This is a genomic window from Antribacter sp. NEAU-D49 (assembly GCF_057158775.1).
The window spans coordinates 26091-43645 of the sequence record NZ_JBXTSN010000024.1 but is presented as its reverse complement, the minus strand read 5'-3'; the positions used below and the strand labels follow the sequence as shown (position 1 = coordinate 43645).

The 17555-nt window shown below is 73.6% G+C and carries 14 protein-coding genes; 12 read left to right on the top strand and 2 right to left on the bottom strand.

Annotation, left to right across the window (positions count from 1 at the left end; genetic code table 11):
* Window positions 1-80 precede the first annotated feature (80 nt).
* The 7 genes from AC060K_RS17195 to AC060K_RS17165 all read left to right on the top strand — a co-directional run bounded on the left by AC060K_RS17195 (window position 81) and on the right by AC060K_RS17165 (window position 7977).
* The gene (locus AC060K_RS17195) at window positions 81-2342 is read left to right on the top strand and encodes a carbon starvation CstA family protein (RefSeq protein ID WP_483764979.1); all 2262 of its coding nucleotides are present in this window, start codon (window positions 81-83) and stop codon (window positions 2340-2342) included.
* On the top strand, window positions 2339-2527 hold the full coding sequence (locus AC060K_RS17190) for a YbdD/YjiX family protein (RefSeq protein ID WP_483764980.1): 189 nt from the start codon (window positions 2339-2341) through the stop codon (window positions 2525-2527). Before AC060K_RS17195 ends, AC060K_RS17190 begins: the two co-directional genes overlap by 4 nt.
* A 40-nt stretch (window positions 2528-2567) precedes the next feature.
* Entirely contained in the window at window positions 2568-3386 is an 819-nt protein-coding gene (locus tag AC060K_RS17185) for an MBL fold metallo-hydrolase (RefSeq protein WP_483764981.1), read from the top strand.
* Window positions 3387-3482: 96 nt separating this feature from the next.
* Window positions 3483-4958: a sensor histidine kinase gene (locus tag AC060K_RS17180; RefSeq protein WP_483764982.1), complete on the top strand. Its 1476-nt coding sequence runs from the start codon at window positions 3483-3485 to the stop codon at window positions 4956-4958.
* Window positions 4955-5689 (top strand): response regulator, encoded by a 735-nt coding sequence (locus AC060K_RS17175; protein ID WP_483764983.1) that lies wholly within the window; start codon window positions 4955-4957, stop codon window positions 5687-5689. The genes AC060K_RS17180 and AC060K_RS17175 overlap by 4 nt, the downstream gene beginning before the upstream one ends.
* A 96-nt stretch (window positions 5690-5785) precedes the next feature.
* A complete protein-coding gene (locus AC060K_RS17170; RefSeq protein WP_483764984.1) occupies window positions 5786-6724 on the top strand; it encodes an ABC transporter ATP-binding protein in 939 nt (312 codons plus the stop codon).
* Window positions 6721-7977 (top strand): ABC transporter permease, encoded by a 1257-nt coding sequence (locus tag AC060K_RS17165; protein ID WP_483764985.1) that lies wholly within the window; start codon window positions 6721-6723, stop codon window positions 7975-7977. The genes AC060K_RS17170 and AC060K_RS17165 overlap by 4 nt, the downstream gene beginning before the upstream one ends.
* Window positions 7978-8029: 52 nt before the next feature.
* Here AC060K_RS17165 and AC060K_RS17160 read toward each other — a convergent pair whose 3' ends face one another.
* A complete protein-coding gene (locus tag AC060K_RS17160; protein WP_483764986.1) occupies window positions 8030-8503 on the bottom strand; it encodes a M15 family metallopeptidase in 474 nt (157 codons plus the stop codon).
* A 456-nt stretch (window positions 8504-8959) separates the two neighbouring features.
* On the opposite strand from AC060K_RS17160, the gene AC060K_RS17155 reads away from it, so the two are divergent.
* Entirely contained in the window at window positions 8960-9124 is a 165-nt protein-coding gene (locus AC060K_RS17155; RefSeq protein WP_483764987.1) for a hypothetical protein, read from the top strand.
* 195 nt (window positions 9125-9319) lie between these two features.
* Here the strand turns inward: AC060K_RS17155 and AC060K_RS17150 are convergent, their stop codons facing one another.
* A complete protein-coding gene (locus AC060K_RS17150) occupies window positions 9320-10891 on the bottom strand; it encodes an HNH endonuclease signature motif containing protein (RefSeq protein ID WP_483766597.1) in 1572 nt (523 codons plus the stop codon).
* 280 nt (window positions 10892-11171) lie between these two features.
* On the opposite strand from AC060K_RS17150, the gene AC060K_RS17145 reads away from it, so the two are divergent.
* The 4 genes from AC060K_RS17145 to AC060K_RS17130 all read left to right on the top strand — a co-directional run bounded on the left by AC060K_RS17145 (window position 11172) and on the right by AC060K_RS17130 (window position 17524).
* Entirely contained in the window at window positions 11172-13064 is a 1893-nt protein-coding gene (locus AC060K_RS17145; protein ID WP_483763587.1) for an outer membrane protein assembly factor BamB family protein, read from the top strand.
* A 162-nt stretch (window positions 13065-13226) separates the two neighbouring features.
* Window positions 13227-15128 (top strand): outer membrane protein assembly factor BamB family protein, encoded by a 1902-nt coding sequence (locus AC060K_RS17140; protein ID WP_483763588.1) that lies wholly within the window; start codon window positions 13227-13229, stop codon window positions 15126-15128.
* Entirely contained in the window at window positions 15125-16675 is a 1551-nt protein-coding gene (locus AC060K_RS17135) for an outer membrane protein assembly factor BamB family protein (protein WP_483763589.1), read from the top strand. The genes AC060K_RS17140 and AC060K_RS17135 overlap by 4 nt, the downstream gene beginning before the upstream one ends.
* 66 nt (window positions 16676-16741) lie before the next feature.
* Window positions 16742-17524 (top strand): deoxyribonuclease IV, encoded by a 783-nt coding sequence (locus AC060K_RS17130; RefSeq protein ID WP_483763590.1) that lies wholly within the window; start codon window positions 16742-16744, stop codon window positions 17522-17524.
* Window positions 17525-17555 lie beyond the last annotated feature (31 nt).

The following is a 17555-nucleotide window of genomic DNA, read 5'->3' as shown; positions in this document are numbered from 1 at the left end:
GCGCTTTACCGGGACGTGGCCCCGACCTAGGGTGTGGACGGAACAATTCACCCAGTGGTCCACCCGGCAAGGAGGCCGCAGTGCGCTCACCCGAGCTTGTTGACAAGGTCCGGACCGACCCCGGTCTGCCCCCGGTCGCGATCGTCGACCGACGGCCCATGACCCCCGGCAAGAAGATCGTGTTCGCGGTCATCGGGCTGGTCGCCGCGATCGCCTGGGCGCTCGTCGCGATCCTGCGCGGCGAGGACGTCAACGCCGCCTACTTCGTGCTCGCGGCCGTGGGCACCTACGTCATCGCGTACCGCTTCTACGCGCGCCTCATCGAGTACAAGGTGGTGCGCCCGGACGACTCCCGCGCCACACCCGCCGAGCAGCACGAGAACGGGCGCGACTTCGCGCCTACCGACCGGCGGGTGCTCTTCGGGCACCACTTCGCCGCGATCGCCGGTGCGGGGCCGCTCGTGGGGCCCGTGCTCGCGGCCCAGATGGGCTACCTCCCCGGGACCCTGTGGATCATCATCGGCGGCGTGCTCGCCGGCTGCGTACAGGACTACCTCGTCCTGTGGCTCTCGACCCGTCGCCGGGGACGGTCCCTCGGACAGATGATCCGCGACGAGATCGGCACCGTGGGCGGCGTCGCAGGCCTGATCGGCGTCTTCGTCATCATGATCATCCTCATCGCGGTGCTCGCCCTCGTGGTGGTCAACGCGCTCGCCGAGTCCCCCTGGGGCGTCTTCTCCGTGGGCTGCACCATCCCGATCGCCCTGTTCATGGGTGTCTACCTGCGGTTCTGGCGACCTGGCAGGGTGGCTGAGGTGTCGCTGATCGGCGTCGCGCTGCTCATCCTCGCGATCGTCGCGGGCGGCTGGGTGGCGTCGACCGACTGGGGCGTGGCGCTCTTCACGCTCGACAAGGTCACGCTCGCCTGGCTGATCACGGGCTACGGCTTCCTCGCCTCGGTGCTGCCGGTGTGGCTCCTGCTGGCTCCGCGCGACTACCTGTCCACCTTCATGAAGGTGGGCACCATCGTGCTCCTCGCGGTCGGCGTGCTCGTCGCCCAGCCGGCGGTCCAGGCGCCCGCGGTCTCGTCGTTCGCCCTGGAAGGCAACGGCCCCGCCTTTGCCGGTGCGCTGTTCCCGTTCCTCTTCATCACCATCGCGTGCGGTGCGCTGTCCGGGTTCCATGCGCTCATCTCGTCCGGCACGTCGCCCAAGCTGGTGGAGAAGGAGAGTCAGCTCCGGCTCATCGGCTACGGCGGCATGCTCACCGAGTCGTTCGTGGCGATCATGGCGCTGGTCACCGCCGTGTCCATCGACCAGCACCTGTACTTCACGATGAACGCGCCCGCCGGGCTCACGGGCGGGGAGGCAGCGTCGGCCGCCGAGTACGTGAACGGGCTCGGGCTCTCCGGGCCTCCCGCCACCGCCGCGGACATCCAGGGCGCCGCCGACAGCGTGGACGAGGAGTCGATCGTCTCCCGTACGGGTGGCGCGCCGACCCTCGCGTTCGGCATGGCGCAGATCCTCGGCTCGTTCCTGGGCGGCTCCGGGATGATCGCGTTCTGGTACCACTTCGCGATCATGTTCGAGGCCCTGTTCATCCTCACCACCGTCGACGCCGGCACGCGGGTGGCCCGGTTCATGCTGTCCGACACGCTCGGCAACGTCGGCGGGCCGCTGCGCCGGTTCCGCGACCCGTCATGGCGCGTGGGGGCCTGGGTCTGCTCGGTCGTCGTCTGCGGCCTGTGGGGCGCGATCCTGCTGATGGGCGTCACCGACCCGCTCGGCGGGATCAACACGCTGTTCCCGCTGTTCGGCATCGCCAACCAGCTGCTCGCCGCCATGGCCCTGGCCCTCGTCACCACGGTGCTCATCAAGAAGGGCCTGCTCCGTTGGGCGTGGATCCCCGGCGTGCCCCTGCTCTGGGACCTCGCCGTCACGCTGACCGCCTCGTGGCAGAAGATCTTCTCCGACGTGCCGGCGATCGGGTACTGGGCACAGCACACCGCCTTCCGCGAGGCCCGGGACGCCGGCGAGACGAGTTTCGGCACCGCCACCACGCCGGAGGCGATGGACGCCGTCATCCGGAACACGTTCGTCCAGGGCACGCTGTCGATCGTGTTCGCGCTGCTCGTGGTCGTGGTGGTCCTCGCCGCGGTGGTGGTGTGGGTCAAGGCGATCCGGGCGGGTGGCCTGCCCACCACGGAGGAACCCGCCGTGCCGTCGGCGCTCTTCGCACCGTCCGGGCTGGTCGCGACCGACGCCGAGAAGGAGGTCGCCGCCGAGTGGGCCGCCTACTACGACGACAACCCCGAGGCGGCCCGGACCGGGACGCACGTATGACGCTTCGCCGCGCCTGGGACGCCCTGACCTGGTACGTCAAGGGCGTCCTGGGCGAGAGTGACTACCAGCGGTACGTGGCCCACCTGCGCCGCGCCCACCCGGGGGAACCCGTTCCCGACGTGGGCTCGTACTGGCGGGCGAGGTACGCCGAGCAGGACGCCCACCCGGGCGCGCGCTGCTGCTGAAGGACCGCGCACCCCGCGGTCCGCGAGAAGAGGAGAGTGCATGACGTTCTGGATCTGCCGCACCTGCGGCGTGGAGCACGACGAGCGGCCGCAGGTCTGCGCCATCTGTGCCGACGAGCGGCAGTGGGTGCCGGCCGAGGGTCAGCTCTGGACCACGCTCGACGAGCTCGCCGCCGCGGGGGCCCGGGTGGACGTCACCGAGCTGGAGCCGAACCTGACGGCGCTGACGGTGCAGCCGCCCGTGGTGGGGATCGGGCAGCAGGCGAAGCTGCTGCGCACCGGCGAGGGCAACCTCCTCTGGGACCCGACGGGCTTCCTCGACGACGCGGCGGTCGCCGCCGTGCAGGCGCTGGGCCCCGTCGTGGCGATCGTGGCGAGCCACCCCCACATGTATGGCGTCCAGGTGGAGTGGAGCCGACGGCTCGGCGACGTCCCCGTCCTGGTCAGCGAGGCGGACGCGGGCTGGCTCGCCCGCACCGCGCCGGTGGTGGAGACCTGGAAGGAGGACCGGGAGATCCTGCCGGGGGTCACCCTGACCCAGCCGGGCGGGCACTTCCCGGGCAGCGCCGTGGTGCACTGGGCCGACGGTGCCGAGGGCCGCGGCGTCATCCTCGCGGGTGACGCGATCTTCCCGAACCCGGACCGGAAGTCCGTCAGCTTCATGCGGTCGTACCCGAACCGCCTGCCGCTGTCGGGGGCCGTGGCGCAGCGCGTCGCCCACCACGTGGCACGGTTCGGCTTCGACCGCCTGTACAACAACTTCGAGGGCGTCATCGCGCGCGACGCCCGCGACGTGGTCCTGCGCTCGGCCGAACGGCACGCGGCGTGGACCCGTGGTGACTTCGACCACCTGACGTAGCCCTGGGTCTGGGTCTCGGTGTGGGTCTCGGTCTCGGTCCGCGACTCCGTCTTCCGGGGGAGGCGGTCCCCCGCCGTCCGAACCTAGGGTGGCGGGGTGGACCGTCCGACCGCCCCCGTCAGCCGACCCCGCCGCACCGAGCGCGCGCTCGAGTGGTTCGGCGTGGACGTCGGCTGGGAGCGCGTGCCGCCCCCCGGGGCCTACCGCAACGACCTGTACCTGGCGGGCGTCCTCACGGCGCTGGCGGTGTTCGGCGCCGAGCTGGGCCGTAGCTTCGGCTACTTCGAGGAGTCGGGCGAACCTCCCTGGCTGATCTACCTGCTGGCGGCCGCGGGCGCCCTGCCGCTCGCGTGGCGTCGCCGGTTCCCGCTCGTCGTGCTGATGGTCGTCTACGCCCATTTCCTCGGCGTGGGCCTCACCGTGCCGATGGTGCCGGCCCTGATGCCGCTGCAGGTCGTGTACTTCGTCGCCCTGTACACCGCCGTGGCCTGGGCCCGTGACCGGCGCGCCATGCTGGTGGTGGTCACCGGTGCGATCCTGGCGATGCTGGGGTGGCTCGCCTGGCAGTTCGCGGTGGACGCCGGACTGACCGCGTGGCTCGACGAGGTGGGCCCGGCGCAGCCGGGCCTCTTCAGCCCGTTCGTCGCGTACACGATCTATATGGGGCTCACCAACGTGGCGTACTTCGGCGGGGCGTTCGCGGCAGGTCAGCACATGTGGCACGCCGCGCGCCGCCGCGAGCAGCTCGCGGAGCAGGCGGAGACGATCGAGCGGCAGACCGTCAAGCTCCAGCAGCAGGCGGTCGTCGCCGAGCGGCTGCGGATAGCCCGCGAGCTGCACGACGTCGTCGCGCACCACGTGTCGGTCATCGGCATCCAGGCCGCCGCCGCCCGCCGGCTCCTGGCGAGGGACCCGGACGCAGCCGCGGCCCCCCTCGCCACGATCGAGGTGGCGTCGCGGGACGCCGTCAGCCAGATGCGGGGGCTGCTCGGCACGTTGCGGGAGATGGACTGGGCGGTCCCGGCGCCGACGCCCGCGGGCGCCGCGACGTCGTCGGCCCCTGGCCAGGGCCCCGTCGGGACGGGGGTGGCGCCGGGCGACCCGGGCGTCGCGCGGCCGCGGACGGAGAGCCGCGCCCCCGAGCCGGGCCTCGACGACATCGCGCGCCTCGCGGACGCCGACGGCGGCCTGGAGGTCACGTACCGGCTCGTCGAGGAGCCGGAGAAGGCGGCCAAGACGGTCCCCACCGCCGTGGGCCTCAGCCTGTACCGCACCACGCAGGAGGCGCTCGCCAACGTGCGGCGCCACTCCACGGCCAGGAGCGCGAGCGTCGTGGTCCGGGTGGACCGGCGTTCGGGCGCCGCGGGCACAGAACGGTTCCCGCACGGTTTCGCGGAGGTCGAGGTGCTCGACGCGGGCCGGGCCCGCTCGGGCACCTCCGGCTCGGGACTCGGGATGCTCGGGATCCGGGAGCGGGTGGCGACGCACGGCGGGGTCGCCGAGATCGGTCCTCGCGTCACGGGCGGCTACCGTGTCCGGGTGCGCCTTCCCCTGCCTGAGGACTGCCCGTGACCAGGACTGACGCTCACCACGCTGCCGCGTCTCCTGCTCCTGCAGTCCGTGTGCTGCTTGTCGACGACCAGCACCTCGTCCGTTCGGGGTTCGCCCTCATCCTCTCGGTGGAGGACGACATCGAGGTGGTGGGGGAGGCGGCCGACGGCGGTGCCGCCATCGAGCTCGCCCGGTCGCTACGCCCGGACGTGGTGCTGATGGACGTGCAGATGCCTGTCATGGACGGGATCGAGGCGACCCGCCGGATCGTCGCCGAGAACCTGGCGAAGGTGCTGGTCCTGACCACGTTCGACCACGACGAGTACGTCTTCGACGGCCTGGCGGCGGGCGCTTCGGGATTCCTGCTCAAGAACTCGGACGCGGACCACCTCGTCGAGGCGGTCCGGACGGTCGCGGCCGGGCACGCCCTGCTCGCGCCCCAGGTCACGCGCCGCGTGATCCAGCAGCTGGTCGCCTCGGGCGAGGGTCCCGCCGTGGCCGACGGCGGACAGGCCGCCACCGGTGCCCCCCGGTCACCGCGCGACGTGGACCCGCGGGTCGCCGACCTGACGCCGCGTGAGCGCGAGGTGCTCGTCCTGATCGGCACCGGCCTGTCCAACGCGGAGATCGCCACCACGCTGTTCCTCGGGGAGGCGACGGTCAAGACGCACGTCTCGAACCTCCTCGCCAAGCTGCAGCTGCGCGACCGGGTGCAGGCGGTGGTCCTCGCCCACCGCTGCGGTCTCGTCTGACCCCTGCTGAGGTCGTCGCTCCGTCCAGAGGGGGAGCTCGGCGGTTCCGCCCCGCGGCGGATCCGCCCGCCACCCGCCCCGCCTAGCGTGGGCCACATGACCACACCACCCAGCAGGCACGGTGCCGACCTCGAGGTCGTGGACCTCACCCGGGTCTTCGGCGCGCCGGCCGGCTCCCCGTCGGACGCACCGGTGCGGGCCGTCGACCGCGTCTCGTTCACTGCTCCCTCCGGCGTGCTCACGGGTTTCGTGGGCGGGAACGGCGCCGGCAAGACCACCACAATGCGGATGATGATGGGCGTCCTGGCCATCACCAGCGGCGAGGTGCGCTTCGACGGCCGGCCCGTCACCCAGGAGGACCGCCGGGCGTTCGGCTACATGCCCGAGGAGCGCGGCCTCTACCCGAAGCAGCCGGTGCTCGACCAGCTCGTCTACCTGGCGCGGCTCCGCGGGATCTCCGCCACAGCCGCGCGGACCGAGGTGCTGGAGCACCTCGACCGGCTGGGCCTCGCGGGCCGAGCCAAGGACCACGTCGAGAAGCTTTCCCTCGGCAACCAGCAGCGCGTGCAGGTCATCGCCGCGCTCATGGGCTCCCCGCGGGCGCTGATCCTCGACGAGCCGTTCAGCGGCCTCGACCCGGCAGCCGTCGAGAGCATGGTGGAGCTGCTGCGCGAGCACACGTCCCGAGGCGTGCCCGTGCTCTTCAGCTCACACCAGCTCGACCTGGTGGAGCGGCTGTGCGAGCGCCTCGTCATCCTCAAGCAGGGGCAGGTCGTCGCCTCCGGCACGCCCGCCGACCTGCAGCGGGTCGGGGCGGTGCGGCACCGCCTGGTCGTCGGCGGTGACGCCGGCTGGGTCCGCGGCGTGGCGGGAGTCCACGCGATCGACGTCGACGGCCCCGAGGCGCTCGTCGAGCTCACCGACGACGCGGCCGGCCAGCTCCTCCTCACGGAGGCCGTCCGACGCGGCCCCGTCCACGAGTTCACGCCCGTCCGCCCGACGCTGGCCCAGATCTACCGCGAGGTGACCGCATGACCGCCACGACCGGCCCGGCCCCGAAGGCGACCGGCACGCCCGAGGCGAGCGCCACCCCCACCGCACGGGTCGGGCAGGGCCACCGTGGCGCCTGGCTGATCGTCATGAACCGCGAGATCGTGGTGCGGGCGCTCAACAAGTCGTTCCTGTTCGGCCTGGTGATCTCGCTGGTCATGATCGCTGGCCTGACGGGGTTCTTCGCCTGGCAGGGCAGCAAGGTCGAGACCTACACGGTGGCGGTCGAGGCGCAGGACGCCGACGCCGCGACCGTGCTCGACGCCGCCCGCGAGGCAGCCGAGGACGACGACGGGAAGATCGTCCTGAAGACGGTCGAGGTGGCCGACGCCGACGCGGCGCGGACCGCTCTCGAGGAGGAGGACGCCGACGTCTGGCTGACCAGTGGCGCGGACGGCTGGACCCTGTCCGGGTGGCGTGAGCCGGAGGGTGACCTGTCCGCCCTGCTGACGGCCACCGTCGAGGAGCAGACCATCGCCGCCAACGCGGCCGACGCCGGGACCACGATCGCCGAGCTGTCCGCGGGGGCCACCCTGGAGACGGAGCGCCTCGACGGCAACGCGATCGACCCGCAGGTGGTGTTCCTCGCGGGCTTCATCCTGGCCTTCCTGTTCTACCTGGGCACGCTCGGGTCCGGCGTGATGATCGCGGGCAGCGTCATCGAGGAGAAGCAGTCACGGCTCGCGGAGATCATCGCGACAGCCGTGCCCCTGCGCCACGTGCTCGCCGGCAAGATCCTCGGCAGCTCGGTCATCGCCCTCGCGCAGAACCTCTTGTTCGCCGCGGTGGGCCTGATCGGGGTCTCGTTCACCGACCTCTCCACGATGCTGCCGTCCATCTCGGCGACGCTGATCTGGTTCGTCGCGTTCTTCACGGTCGGCTTCATCGCCGTCGCGGCCCTGTTCGCCGTGGCGGGCGCGCTCGCCTCCCGCACGGAGGACCTCCAGAACACGACCGGTCCGATCACGTTCCTCCTGATCGGCATCTACGTCGCGACGTTCTCCGCGAGCGGCGTGCTGGAGGTCGTGCTGTCGTACGTGCCGCTCGCGTCCATCGTGTCGATGCCGATCCGGGTCCTCGCCGGCGAGGCGATGTGGTGGGAGCCCGTAGTGTCGCTGGTGGTCATGGCGCTGTTCACGGTGGGCGCGGTGCTGCTCTGCGAGCGGGCCTACCGGGGTGCGCTGCTGCAGACCGGCGGCAGGATCACCTGGCGCAAGGCGCTGGCCGCGGAGGGCTGACGGCTCACCTGCCCGTCGTCGAGAAGTGCTGGTAGTCCAGGGGCGAGTCCCACTACCCGCCCCAGTGCCAGCCGGCAGCCTCGAAGGCCTGCACGACGGGGTCGCCGGGCAGGATCACTCCCGGTTCGGCGGGGCGTCCCACGAAGGGACGCCCCGCCGGCGGTTCCACCGCGTCGCCCCGGACCCACGGGTTCTCCACAGGGTTGACGTCGATCGCCCGGCCGTACGCGTGCTCGCTCCACCGGCCGGTGCCCGCTACGGGGCGGCAGTTGAACGCCGACGTGTTGTCCGCGGCCATCGAGGCGTCGTCGCCCCCCCCGAAGTCGTCGACCAGGCGCGCCGACCGGAGGGGGTAGCCGGCCTCGAACAGCTCGCGGAAGACCCCGACCAGCCCTTCCGCGACGTCGGCATGGACCACTAGCTCGCCCTGCGCCGTCCCGCCGTCGAACGTGTGGTGCGTGAGCGTGAGGTACCGGAGGTCGCCCAGCGGGACGGGGCAGCCCTCCCGCCAGGACACCCCGGTCATCCGGTCGATCACCTCGGGCGGCAGGGTGGAGACGGTCGCCTCGAAAGCAGGTGCGGTAGGTGACGGTGCGGGAGCCGGTGGAGGGCTTGAGGGCGGCGCCGGCGCGGGCGTCGCGGGGCGGCTCGGGTTGTCCGGGCTGCTCGGGCTGCTCGGGCTGCTCGGCGGGGCGCTGGACGGGGCGGTGCCGCTCTGTGGCGTCGTACAGCCGACGCACGTCACCGTCGCGACGAGCGCTGTGGCGAGGACAGTGGTGAGTCTTGCGGGGCGGGTGGCGGGCACCCGGTCAGTCTGACCTGGATAGGCGCGGTACGCGGTCGTCGCAGGGCGTCCGCGGATTGCCTGCTCCGGGAAGCGGTCACGTCCGTGTCCCACGGCGGCAACACCGGGGAAACGACGGCATCGCACCATGAGACAACGAGGTGCCCACCCCGAGCGCCCCGTCAGCAGGAGGACGACATGGAGAACCACTCTGCGTACGCCGCGACGGCCGCCGCGACTCCGGCCGAGCCGCGCGGGAACCCCGGCGACGAGCTGACCGTCGACCCCGTGGACCGCAAGCGCAGAGCGACGGCGGCCCTCCTGGAGCTCGCCATCGAGCGGGCTGCCCGTCGCGCCGGCTGAGCCGCCGGATCACCCGGAGGCGTGTACGGGTACAGCACGGCACACTCGCACGCCTCGGTCCGGGTGTCCGGCGACTCCCTCGAGGACGCCCGCACCCAGCCGATGCCGCCTCCGAGCCGGAGCTGACGGAGGGGTTGCCGGGGACCGACGGCAGCGCGGGGCCCGTCATCACCGGCTATCGCCAGTCGTCGCCAGTCATTGCCAGGGTCGGGGCTCGGTGATGGGTTTGCCGTGATGGTCGGTGAAGTTCCAGGTGCCGTTGTGGTGGGTCATGGTGATGTGGTTGGTGTCGACGTGGTTGTGGTGGTGCCAGCAGAGCAGGGCGCTGTTGGGGACGCTGGTGTGGCCGCCGGCGGCCCAGTGGTGGGTGGCGTGGTGGACTTCGCAGCGGGAGGGTGGTTCGTCGCAGCCGGGCCAGGTGCAGTGCCGGTCGCGGGCGATGACGGCGCGGCGCAGCTCGCCGGTGATGGTTCTGCGGGTGCGGCCCACGTCCAGGACCTGTGACTCGGGGCCGAACACGACCCGGGTGACCTGACTGTCGCAGGCGATCTTGGCGAGCAGGGCTGGGGGGACGGGGGTGCCGGTCTCGGTGAACACCGCCCCGCCCGTGGGGGTGAGCCCGCCCGGGGTGGCGGCGGTCCCGGTCGCTGTGGTCCCGGTCGCTGTGGTGGCGGGGGTCCCGGTTGCTGTGGTCCCGGTTGTGGTGGGTGTGGTTGTGGTGAGGGTGACGCCGGTGCGGGCGGCCAGGGTCTGCAGCTCGGTCCAGGAGACGGTGACGGTCAGGTGGGGGCGGACTGCGGCGCCGGTGCCGGTGTGGCCGTTGTCCAGGACGATGCGGGCCAGGTCGGCCAGGGCTTGGGCGCGTCGCTGGGTCGTGGTGCGTGCGGTGTCGGGGGTCGGGGGTCGGATGACGGAGTTCAGGGCTGTTGTCAGGGTCAGGCCGTGCTCGTCGGTCAGGAACCCGTTCAGGTGGTACCCGCCGAACGTCTTGGACAGCTCCAGGTGCTCACGGTCGCGCGCGTGGGTGTGACCGCGTTCGTCCGCGTCCGGGTCGGCCACGGTCGCGAACCGGGCCACCAGCCGCCGGAACGCTGCCGGGCGGTGCGCGCGGGCCTGGGCCAGGAGGAACACCTCACCCGAGACCGCCTCCACACCGTCCGCGCCCGGACCGCCCGCCGGACCGCCCGCCGGGCCGTCGGGGCCGTCCGCCGGACCGTCCGGGCCGAAGGGGCCGTCGGGGCCGGGCACGGGCCCGGTGCCGGGCAGGGGGGCTGCCAGTGCCGCCTTGCGGGCCGGGCTGGTGGGGGCGGTGTTGACCAGGATGGTCAGGTGGTCGGGGCCGAGGGTCCCGGCCAGGGCCGCGGCCCTGGTCGCGGGCAGGTCCTGGTCCAGGACCCGGGCGGCACGGACCTCACGCCGGGCGCTGGGCACGGAGATGTTGCTCGTCGCGGCGTGCCAGGTCGCGAACGACCTCGCCCCGGCCCCCGACCCGGTGCCCCACCGGCCGTCGGCCTCGACCCGGGGCAGGAACGACAGGCGCAACGCGTCCAACCGGCTCGTCAGGGTCCGGACCCGGGTCCCGGCCTCGACCAGCCGCGCGACCACCAACCCGCCCGCCACCTCCAGGGCGTCCAGCGCCCCCGGCCCGGCCACCGCGACCAGCTCATCCGCGACCGCTTCCAGGTCCGCGAGCACGACCTCCAACGGGCGGCGGGCGGCAGGCCCGGCAGAGGACAGTCCCGCGGGTGCGGGCGTCGCACGGGGCACCGTGGCGTCCGTGCCGGACCCAGCGTCAGTCCCTGCCAGGCCTGTCCCGGGCACAGAGACACGCGTATCGATCGCTTCGATCACCATCCCCGCACCTCCTCGAAACCCGCATGATCCGGCCGTTCCTGACCCTCCCCATCCTATCGAACACGCGTTCTGACGGCCCGCTGACCAGCCAATCTGTGCACAGAACCCCGAAACCACGACCTGTGGTCGGCCTCCCACCCTCACACCACCGTCGATACGACACCGGACGGAGGGTCGCCGCTAGCCTCTCCTCGTGAGCTCGCGGCGCGGTGACGACGAATCCCACACCTTCGACCTGGTGCCGGACCCCCCTGCGGCGCCTCCGCAGGATGACGCCCCGTCCCCGGCGAAGGCCCCCGCGAGCCCGGAGATGATCACCGGCGTACCGACGTCGCTGACCGACCCGGACACGCTCGAACGAGCCCGGACGGCTGACGCGGCGCCGGAACCAGTCGGCCGTGCTGCCGCGATGCGCCGCAAGGTCGCAGGCTCGATCGGCAAGGCCACCACCCCGTTCCGCCGTGCCGGTTCAGCCACGGCCGCCGCCACGTCGCGGACGGCCCGAGCCGCGGCCCGAGCCACAGCAGGCGCCGCGCGCACCGGCGTCGCCGCCGTCCGGTCCCGGATCCCGACGTCGCGCAGGGGCCGCGCGCTGCTCGCGGGCGGGACCGCGGTGGTGGTTGCCGCGGCCGTCGCGGGCGGCGTGGCTCTGGAGGCCGCGATCGACCGGCAGCACCTGGCCGCCGCCCCAGGCGGGGTGGCGGCTCTGGACCGTGAGCTGCGGGAGACGTGGTCGGTGCCCGTCGAGGGCGCGATCGAGACCCGGCTCGTCCGGATGCCGGGGGGCGTCGTGGCCGCCGTCGGCCGGGACGTGGTGCTGGGGCTGGACGCCGCCACCGGCACCACGCTGTGGACCGTGGACCGCGCGTCCGGCGAGTGTGGCCCCCTGCCGGTCGCTCGGGCCGAGCGCGCGGCGGAGGCGGAGCGCCTGGTCTGCGTGAGCACGGAAGACGCGGGCGGCCCTCGGACCGTCACCGTGATCGGCCCGGACGGCGTCGAGGACACGCGAGAGGTCGCGGCGGCCACCGCCGTCGTCCCGTCGGCCGACGGCGGGCTGCTCGTGGCCGAGCGCACCGGCTCGCCGCCCGACCCGGACGCGGCGACCGTCGAGAGCGTGACGGACGCCGAGGGCAAGGTTGTGAGCCTGGCCGGCACCGTCGAGGACGGCTGGGACCTGTCCGTGCGCCTGGAGGACGCGGCGAGCGGAGAGGTCCGCTGGGAGCATGACGTGCCGTTCTCGCCGGTCAGTCTCGGCGCCGGTGGAGCGTGCGTCCAGTACGACGGCACGACAGGCGCGCCCGCCTACGCCCCCGACGCTCCGCTCGCGACCTTCTCGTCGCCCACCGTCGTGGCCGTCGCCGGGTGCGGCACCGTGGGGGTCTTCACGCCCGAGGGCGAGCCTGTCCCGGACCACGCCGCCTCCGGGACCCGGCTGCCAGCGGGCTGGAGCCTCTACTCGGAGGGGGGTCTCCCGTACCTGTCGGCCGCCGGGGCGAGCCTTGCGGGGACGCGCATGCCGCTCGTGGACGGCGGCTTCCTGCGGGTCGACGGCACCGTCGTCGACGAGGACGGCGTGGTCAGCACGCCGGACGGCATGCTCCTCGACCCCTTCACCACAGACGGTTCCGAGCCGCGGGTCAGGCTGCTCGACCGGCCCAGCGGTCTCGTGGCGGTGGACGACGACGGCGCCGTGCGCTGGTCCACCGAGCTCCCCGGGAACCACCTCCTCGCGCGGACCGAGGACCTCGCGGTCGTCGTTGACTTCCACGGGCGGCTCGTCGGCGTGGACCTGAGATCCGGTGAAGAGCTCTGGGCCACCGAGCCCGAGCTGCTCGCCAAGGGCGAGTGGACGGCCGTGGAGCAGGTCGTCACGGAGGCGTTCACGGACGGCGGCACCCTCCTCCTGGCCACGCCGCCCGCCGCGGGGGACTCGGGTCTGCGCCTGATCGCTCTCGACCTCGACTCGGGCGACGTCCGCTGGGAGCTGGAGCAGGAGACGCCGTACACCCAGCTGCTGGCGGTGGACGGAAACCTGGTGCAGGTCACGCAGCAGGGCGTCGCCGGGCTCGCGCCGCCGGCGGAGTGAGCCGGGCGGAGTGCGCCCGGCCGGGTGTGCCCGGCCGGGCTGCGGCTGGTGGACGACGCCGGCTCCTCGTTCGACCGGCTCGGCCTCGACCTCGTCGGCCTACGCTGACCCGCTTCGCGTCTCCCTGTTCTCCCCGCGGGTTCCCGTGGTTAGGCTCCCCGCATGGGCCGCAAGCGGAGCGACGACGCCGCGTACACGTTCGAGCTGGTCGACGACGACGCGGACTCCGTCGCGGCCCCGCAGGCCCTCGCGCCGGCGGCGGTCCGTGACGCCCTCCCGGAGGGCGCAGCGCCCGACGACGTCGACCCGCCCGCGAGCACCACGCCGGCCGCTCCGCCGGTGGAGCGGGCGGGGCAGGCCGAGCCTGGCCGTGACGGCGGCGTGCTCACCTTCGATCTGGTCTTCGACGCGGACGGCGAGGGCGAGGTCGTCGCGGGAGCGCCGGCACCGGAGGGACCAGGCAGCGCGCGGGCGACCCGGTGGGGCACCCTGACCGAGCCGGTGCGCCTCGCGGCCCGTGACCTCGGTTCCTGGGCCGGCCGGAACCGTCGTGTCGTGGTTCCCGTCGCCGCCGCCGTGGCCGTGGCCGCACTGGTGGGCGGCGGCATCGGCGCAGCTCAGGAGCGTTCACGGGTCGAGCGGCTGGCTGCCGCGGCCGGTGGGGTGGTGTCGCTGCTCGAGGCGCCCGAGCAGGTCTGGGAGCTGGACGAGACGCGTACCGCCGCGGCGGTCCTGGACGGCGCCCTCGTGCTGCAGGGCTACGACGAGCTCGTGGCGGTCGAGCCGGGTACCGGCGAGGTGCGGTGGCGTACGGAGCTCCAGTATGCGGAGTGTGGCAGCTCGCAGGCCTGGGGCGTGTTCGGTGAGGTCCTCCTCCCCGAGGTGGACGAGCTGCTGTGCCTGGCCGGCAGGTCCGACGAGCGCGAGCTCGTGGTCGTGGGTCCTGACGGTGACATCACCTCCCGGGCACCGCTCGGCGCCGTCGATCCAGATACCGAGTCGGACTCCCGGTTCGGCCCGGGCGGCGGGCCCGAGCCGCAGCTGTGGCAGGAGCACGGTGTGGTCCGGGCGCAGCGGGTGGGGCCCGACCTCGAGCCTGTCGACGTCGAGCTCGACTGCGACACGACCGGGACCGGGGCCTGCACGGTGCAGCCGGGGACGGCGCTGGAGGGCCGAGACCTCGTAGTCGGCCTGACCGGCCCGACGGGCGAGCAGGTGTGGGAGGTCACCATCCCCTTCGAGCTGAGCGACGACCCCGGCATCGCTGACTCGAGCTGCTTCTCCTACTTCTCGTCCGACGAGGCGGAGTACAGCCCCGACGGGTTCTGGGTCTCTCCCATCGCCGAGTCCGTGCAGGTCCAGGGCTGCGGCGTCAACGGGCTGATCACGGCCGACGGCGCGCTCCAGCAGGCCGCTCCAGGGCTGAGCTCACACGTCGTCCCTCTGCCCGGCGGGGAGATGGCCGACGTCGCGGTGGACCAGACAGACGTGGACGGCCCGGTGTCCGTGACGAGCACGGTCCGGTCGCCCGACGGGACGGTCCTCGCCGAGGTGGACGGCTTCCCCCTGGTCCCGGCCGCGTCCGACAGCGCCGCGCCGGAGGTCACCCTGACCGGCGGCGGTGACGGGTCGGACGTGCGGGCGTTCGGGCCGGGCTGGGAGGAGCTGTGGTCGTCGCCGGTCCAGGTCTGGCAGGTGCTCGCCCAAGCAGGCGGCGTGGCGGTGGTCCACGGGCAGCAGGAGGCCCTCACCGCGCTGGACCTCGAGACGGGCGAAGACCTGTGGCGCTGGGTGGCGCCCCGGGAGGTGGACCACCCCGACGGGTCCACGCGCTACCTCGGCGAACCGTACGTCTCGTCGGTGTTCACCGACGGCCGGGTCCTGATGGTGGTCAACAGCCTGGACGCGGGCGGGACGGGCGGGCTCGGCGTGGTGGCCCACGGTCTCGACCTCCGCACCGGCGACCTCCTCTGGTCCCAGGTCTACCCGGACCTGCGCGAGCTCCGGGCGGTGGCCGGGCGGCTCGTCGGGGTCGAGACGCTGGGACTTGTCGGGTTGGGATGAGACCGGCACCCGGCGACGAGCCGCTCCGGATCGATCTCGACGCCGACCCCGGTGACGGGACCCCTCCCCTGCCCGGCCCGGCCCCAGGTGAGGGAGGGCCGGTGCGCCCGGGCGAGGGCCCGGCGTCGGGCACCCGAGCCTGGCTGTCGCCGCGCCGGCTGGCTGTCGCGGCCGGTGGGCTGGTCCTCGTCGTCGCGGCGGCACTCGGTGTCGACGCCCTGCGCGACCGGGCCCACGAGGCCCGGCTCCGGGCCGCCGCCGGTGGCGTCCTGAGCCTCGCCGCGCCTCTGGCCGAGACCTGGTCGCGCGACGTGGCGCCGGGCGAGGTGGTGCGCCTGGCGCAGACCGTCGCGGTGGTGGACGACGGCGACCTGGTCGCGGTCGATCCCCTGACGGGCGCGTCCGTGTGGTCGGTGCCCCTGGGGGCCGGCTCATGGTGCGGGCCGTCCGCGTACGAGCAGTCCGCGGCCGTGGAGGTGCTCGTCTGCCTCACGCCGGAGCGGGACGCGGCGGAGGGTGGGTTCGGCGGCGGGGTGGGCCCGGCGGCTCTCTCGACCGTGACGTCCCACGGCGAGGTGCTCGGGACGTCCGAGGTGGCCGCGGACGAGCGGGTCGCCGTCGGCCCGGAGGGCACTGTCGTGCGGCTCGCCCGCGTCGGCTCCGTGCCTGCCGGGCCGGGCTGCGCCGAGGACGGGTGCGTGGACGCCGACCTGGTCGTCAGGGGCCGCGACCTCGAGGTCCGTGCGGAGGACTCGGTGACCGGCGAGCCGCGCTGGACGGAGGTGGTCCCGTTCGACCCGGCCGAGACCGACCTGGGCGCCTGTCTCGAGCTCACGGAGACCGGGATGGAAGCCGATCCGGGGATCGTGTCCGCGTGGGCGGAGGGGGCTGCCCTGACGATCGTCGGGTGCGGCGTCCGCGCCGCGTTCACCGCCGACGGAGAACGCCTCGACACCGACGAGTGGCGCGGCGTGGAGCCGCTGGGCGAGGGGTACCTGGTGCGCGGCGTCCTGCGCGACGTCGTCGTGGGGCCGGACGGGTCGCGACGGGAGCTGCCGGGCCGTCTCATGGTGCCGCTGGCGTCCGACGGCTCCGTGACGGGCGTGCGGTTCCTGGACCTCGGGAGCGAGGTGCGCGCCGAGGACGACGACGGCGAGGAGCTCTGGAGCACCGAGATGGTCGTGGACCGGGTCCCGGCGCTCGCGGGCGGCGTCGTGCTCGTGGACGACGGCGCCGGCAACGTCACCGCGCTCGACGTCGGCACCGGGGAGGAGCTGTGGGCCAGCACCCGGCTCGAGGCGGTCGCCGGGCTGGACCTCACCGCCTGGGCGCCCACCATCGAGCAGGCGTTCACCGACGGGCGGCACGCGCTCGTCACGATGCGCGGCGTGCCGGACGAGACCTCCGTCCTCGTCTTCTCCGTGGCCGTGGACCTGCGGACCGGGGAGGTGGTGTGGCAGGACTCCCGGGAAGGCTGGGACACGCTCGTGGCGGTGGACGGGCACCTCGTCGTGGTGAGCGAGGACGGGATCGCGGGGCTCGGGTGACGTGCCGCGTCGACCGGGCCGCGTCGACCGGGCGCCGCTGTGGGTGGGCCGTCCTAGGGTGGACGCATGAAGATCGGCGCGCACGTGGACCAGCAGGACGCGATCGCCCAGGCGAAGGCCATCGGGGCCGAGCAGGTGCAGGTGTTCCTGGGCGACCCGCAGGGCTGGAAGGGCCCGGAGTTCATCTACCCGGGCGGTGCGGAGGCGCTCCGGGCCGACGCCGAGGCGGCGGGCCTCGACCTGTACGTGCATGCGCCGTACCTGATCAACGTGGCGTCCACGAACAACCGCATCCGGATCCCCAGCCGCAAGCTGCTGCAGCAGACGGTCGACGGCGCGGCGCTGATCGGCGCGAAGGGCGTCGTGGTGCACGGCGGGCACGTGACCGCCAAGGACGACCCGGCGGTCGGCTTCGACAACTGGCGCAAGGCGATCGACGCGCTCGAGACGGACGTCCCGGTGCTCATCGAGAACACCGCGGGCGGCGAGTTCTCGATGGCCCGCCGGCTGGAGCGGATCGAGCAGCTGTGGGCGGCAGTGTCGTCGGCCGACGGGGCCGAGAACGTGGGCTTCTGCCTCGACACCTGCCACGCCTGGGCCGGCGGCATCGACCTCGCCACCGCCGTGGAGCAGGTGCGCGCCATCACCGGCCGCATCGACCTGGTGCACGCGAACGACTCCCGTGAGACGGCCGGGTCGGGTGCCGACCGGCACGCCCACTTCGGCGAGGGGCAGATCCCCGGGGAGCTGCTGGCCGGGGTGGTCGTGGCGGCAGGGGCGCCGGTCATCTGCGAGACCCACGGCGACATGGGGCCCGACATCGCCTGGCTGCGCGAGCGGGTCGCCTGACCCGCCCCTCCGCTGTGGGTATGGCTGGGGC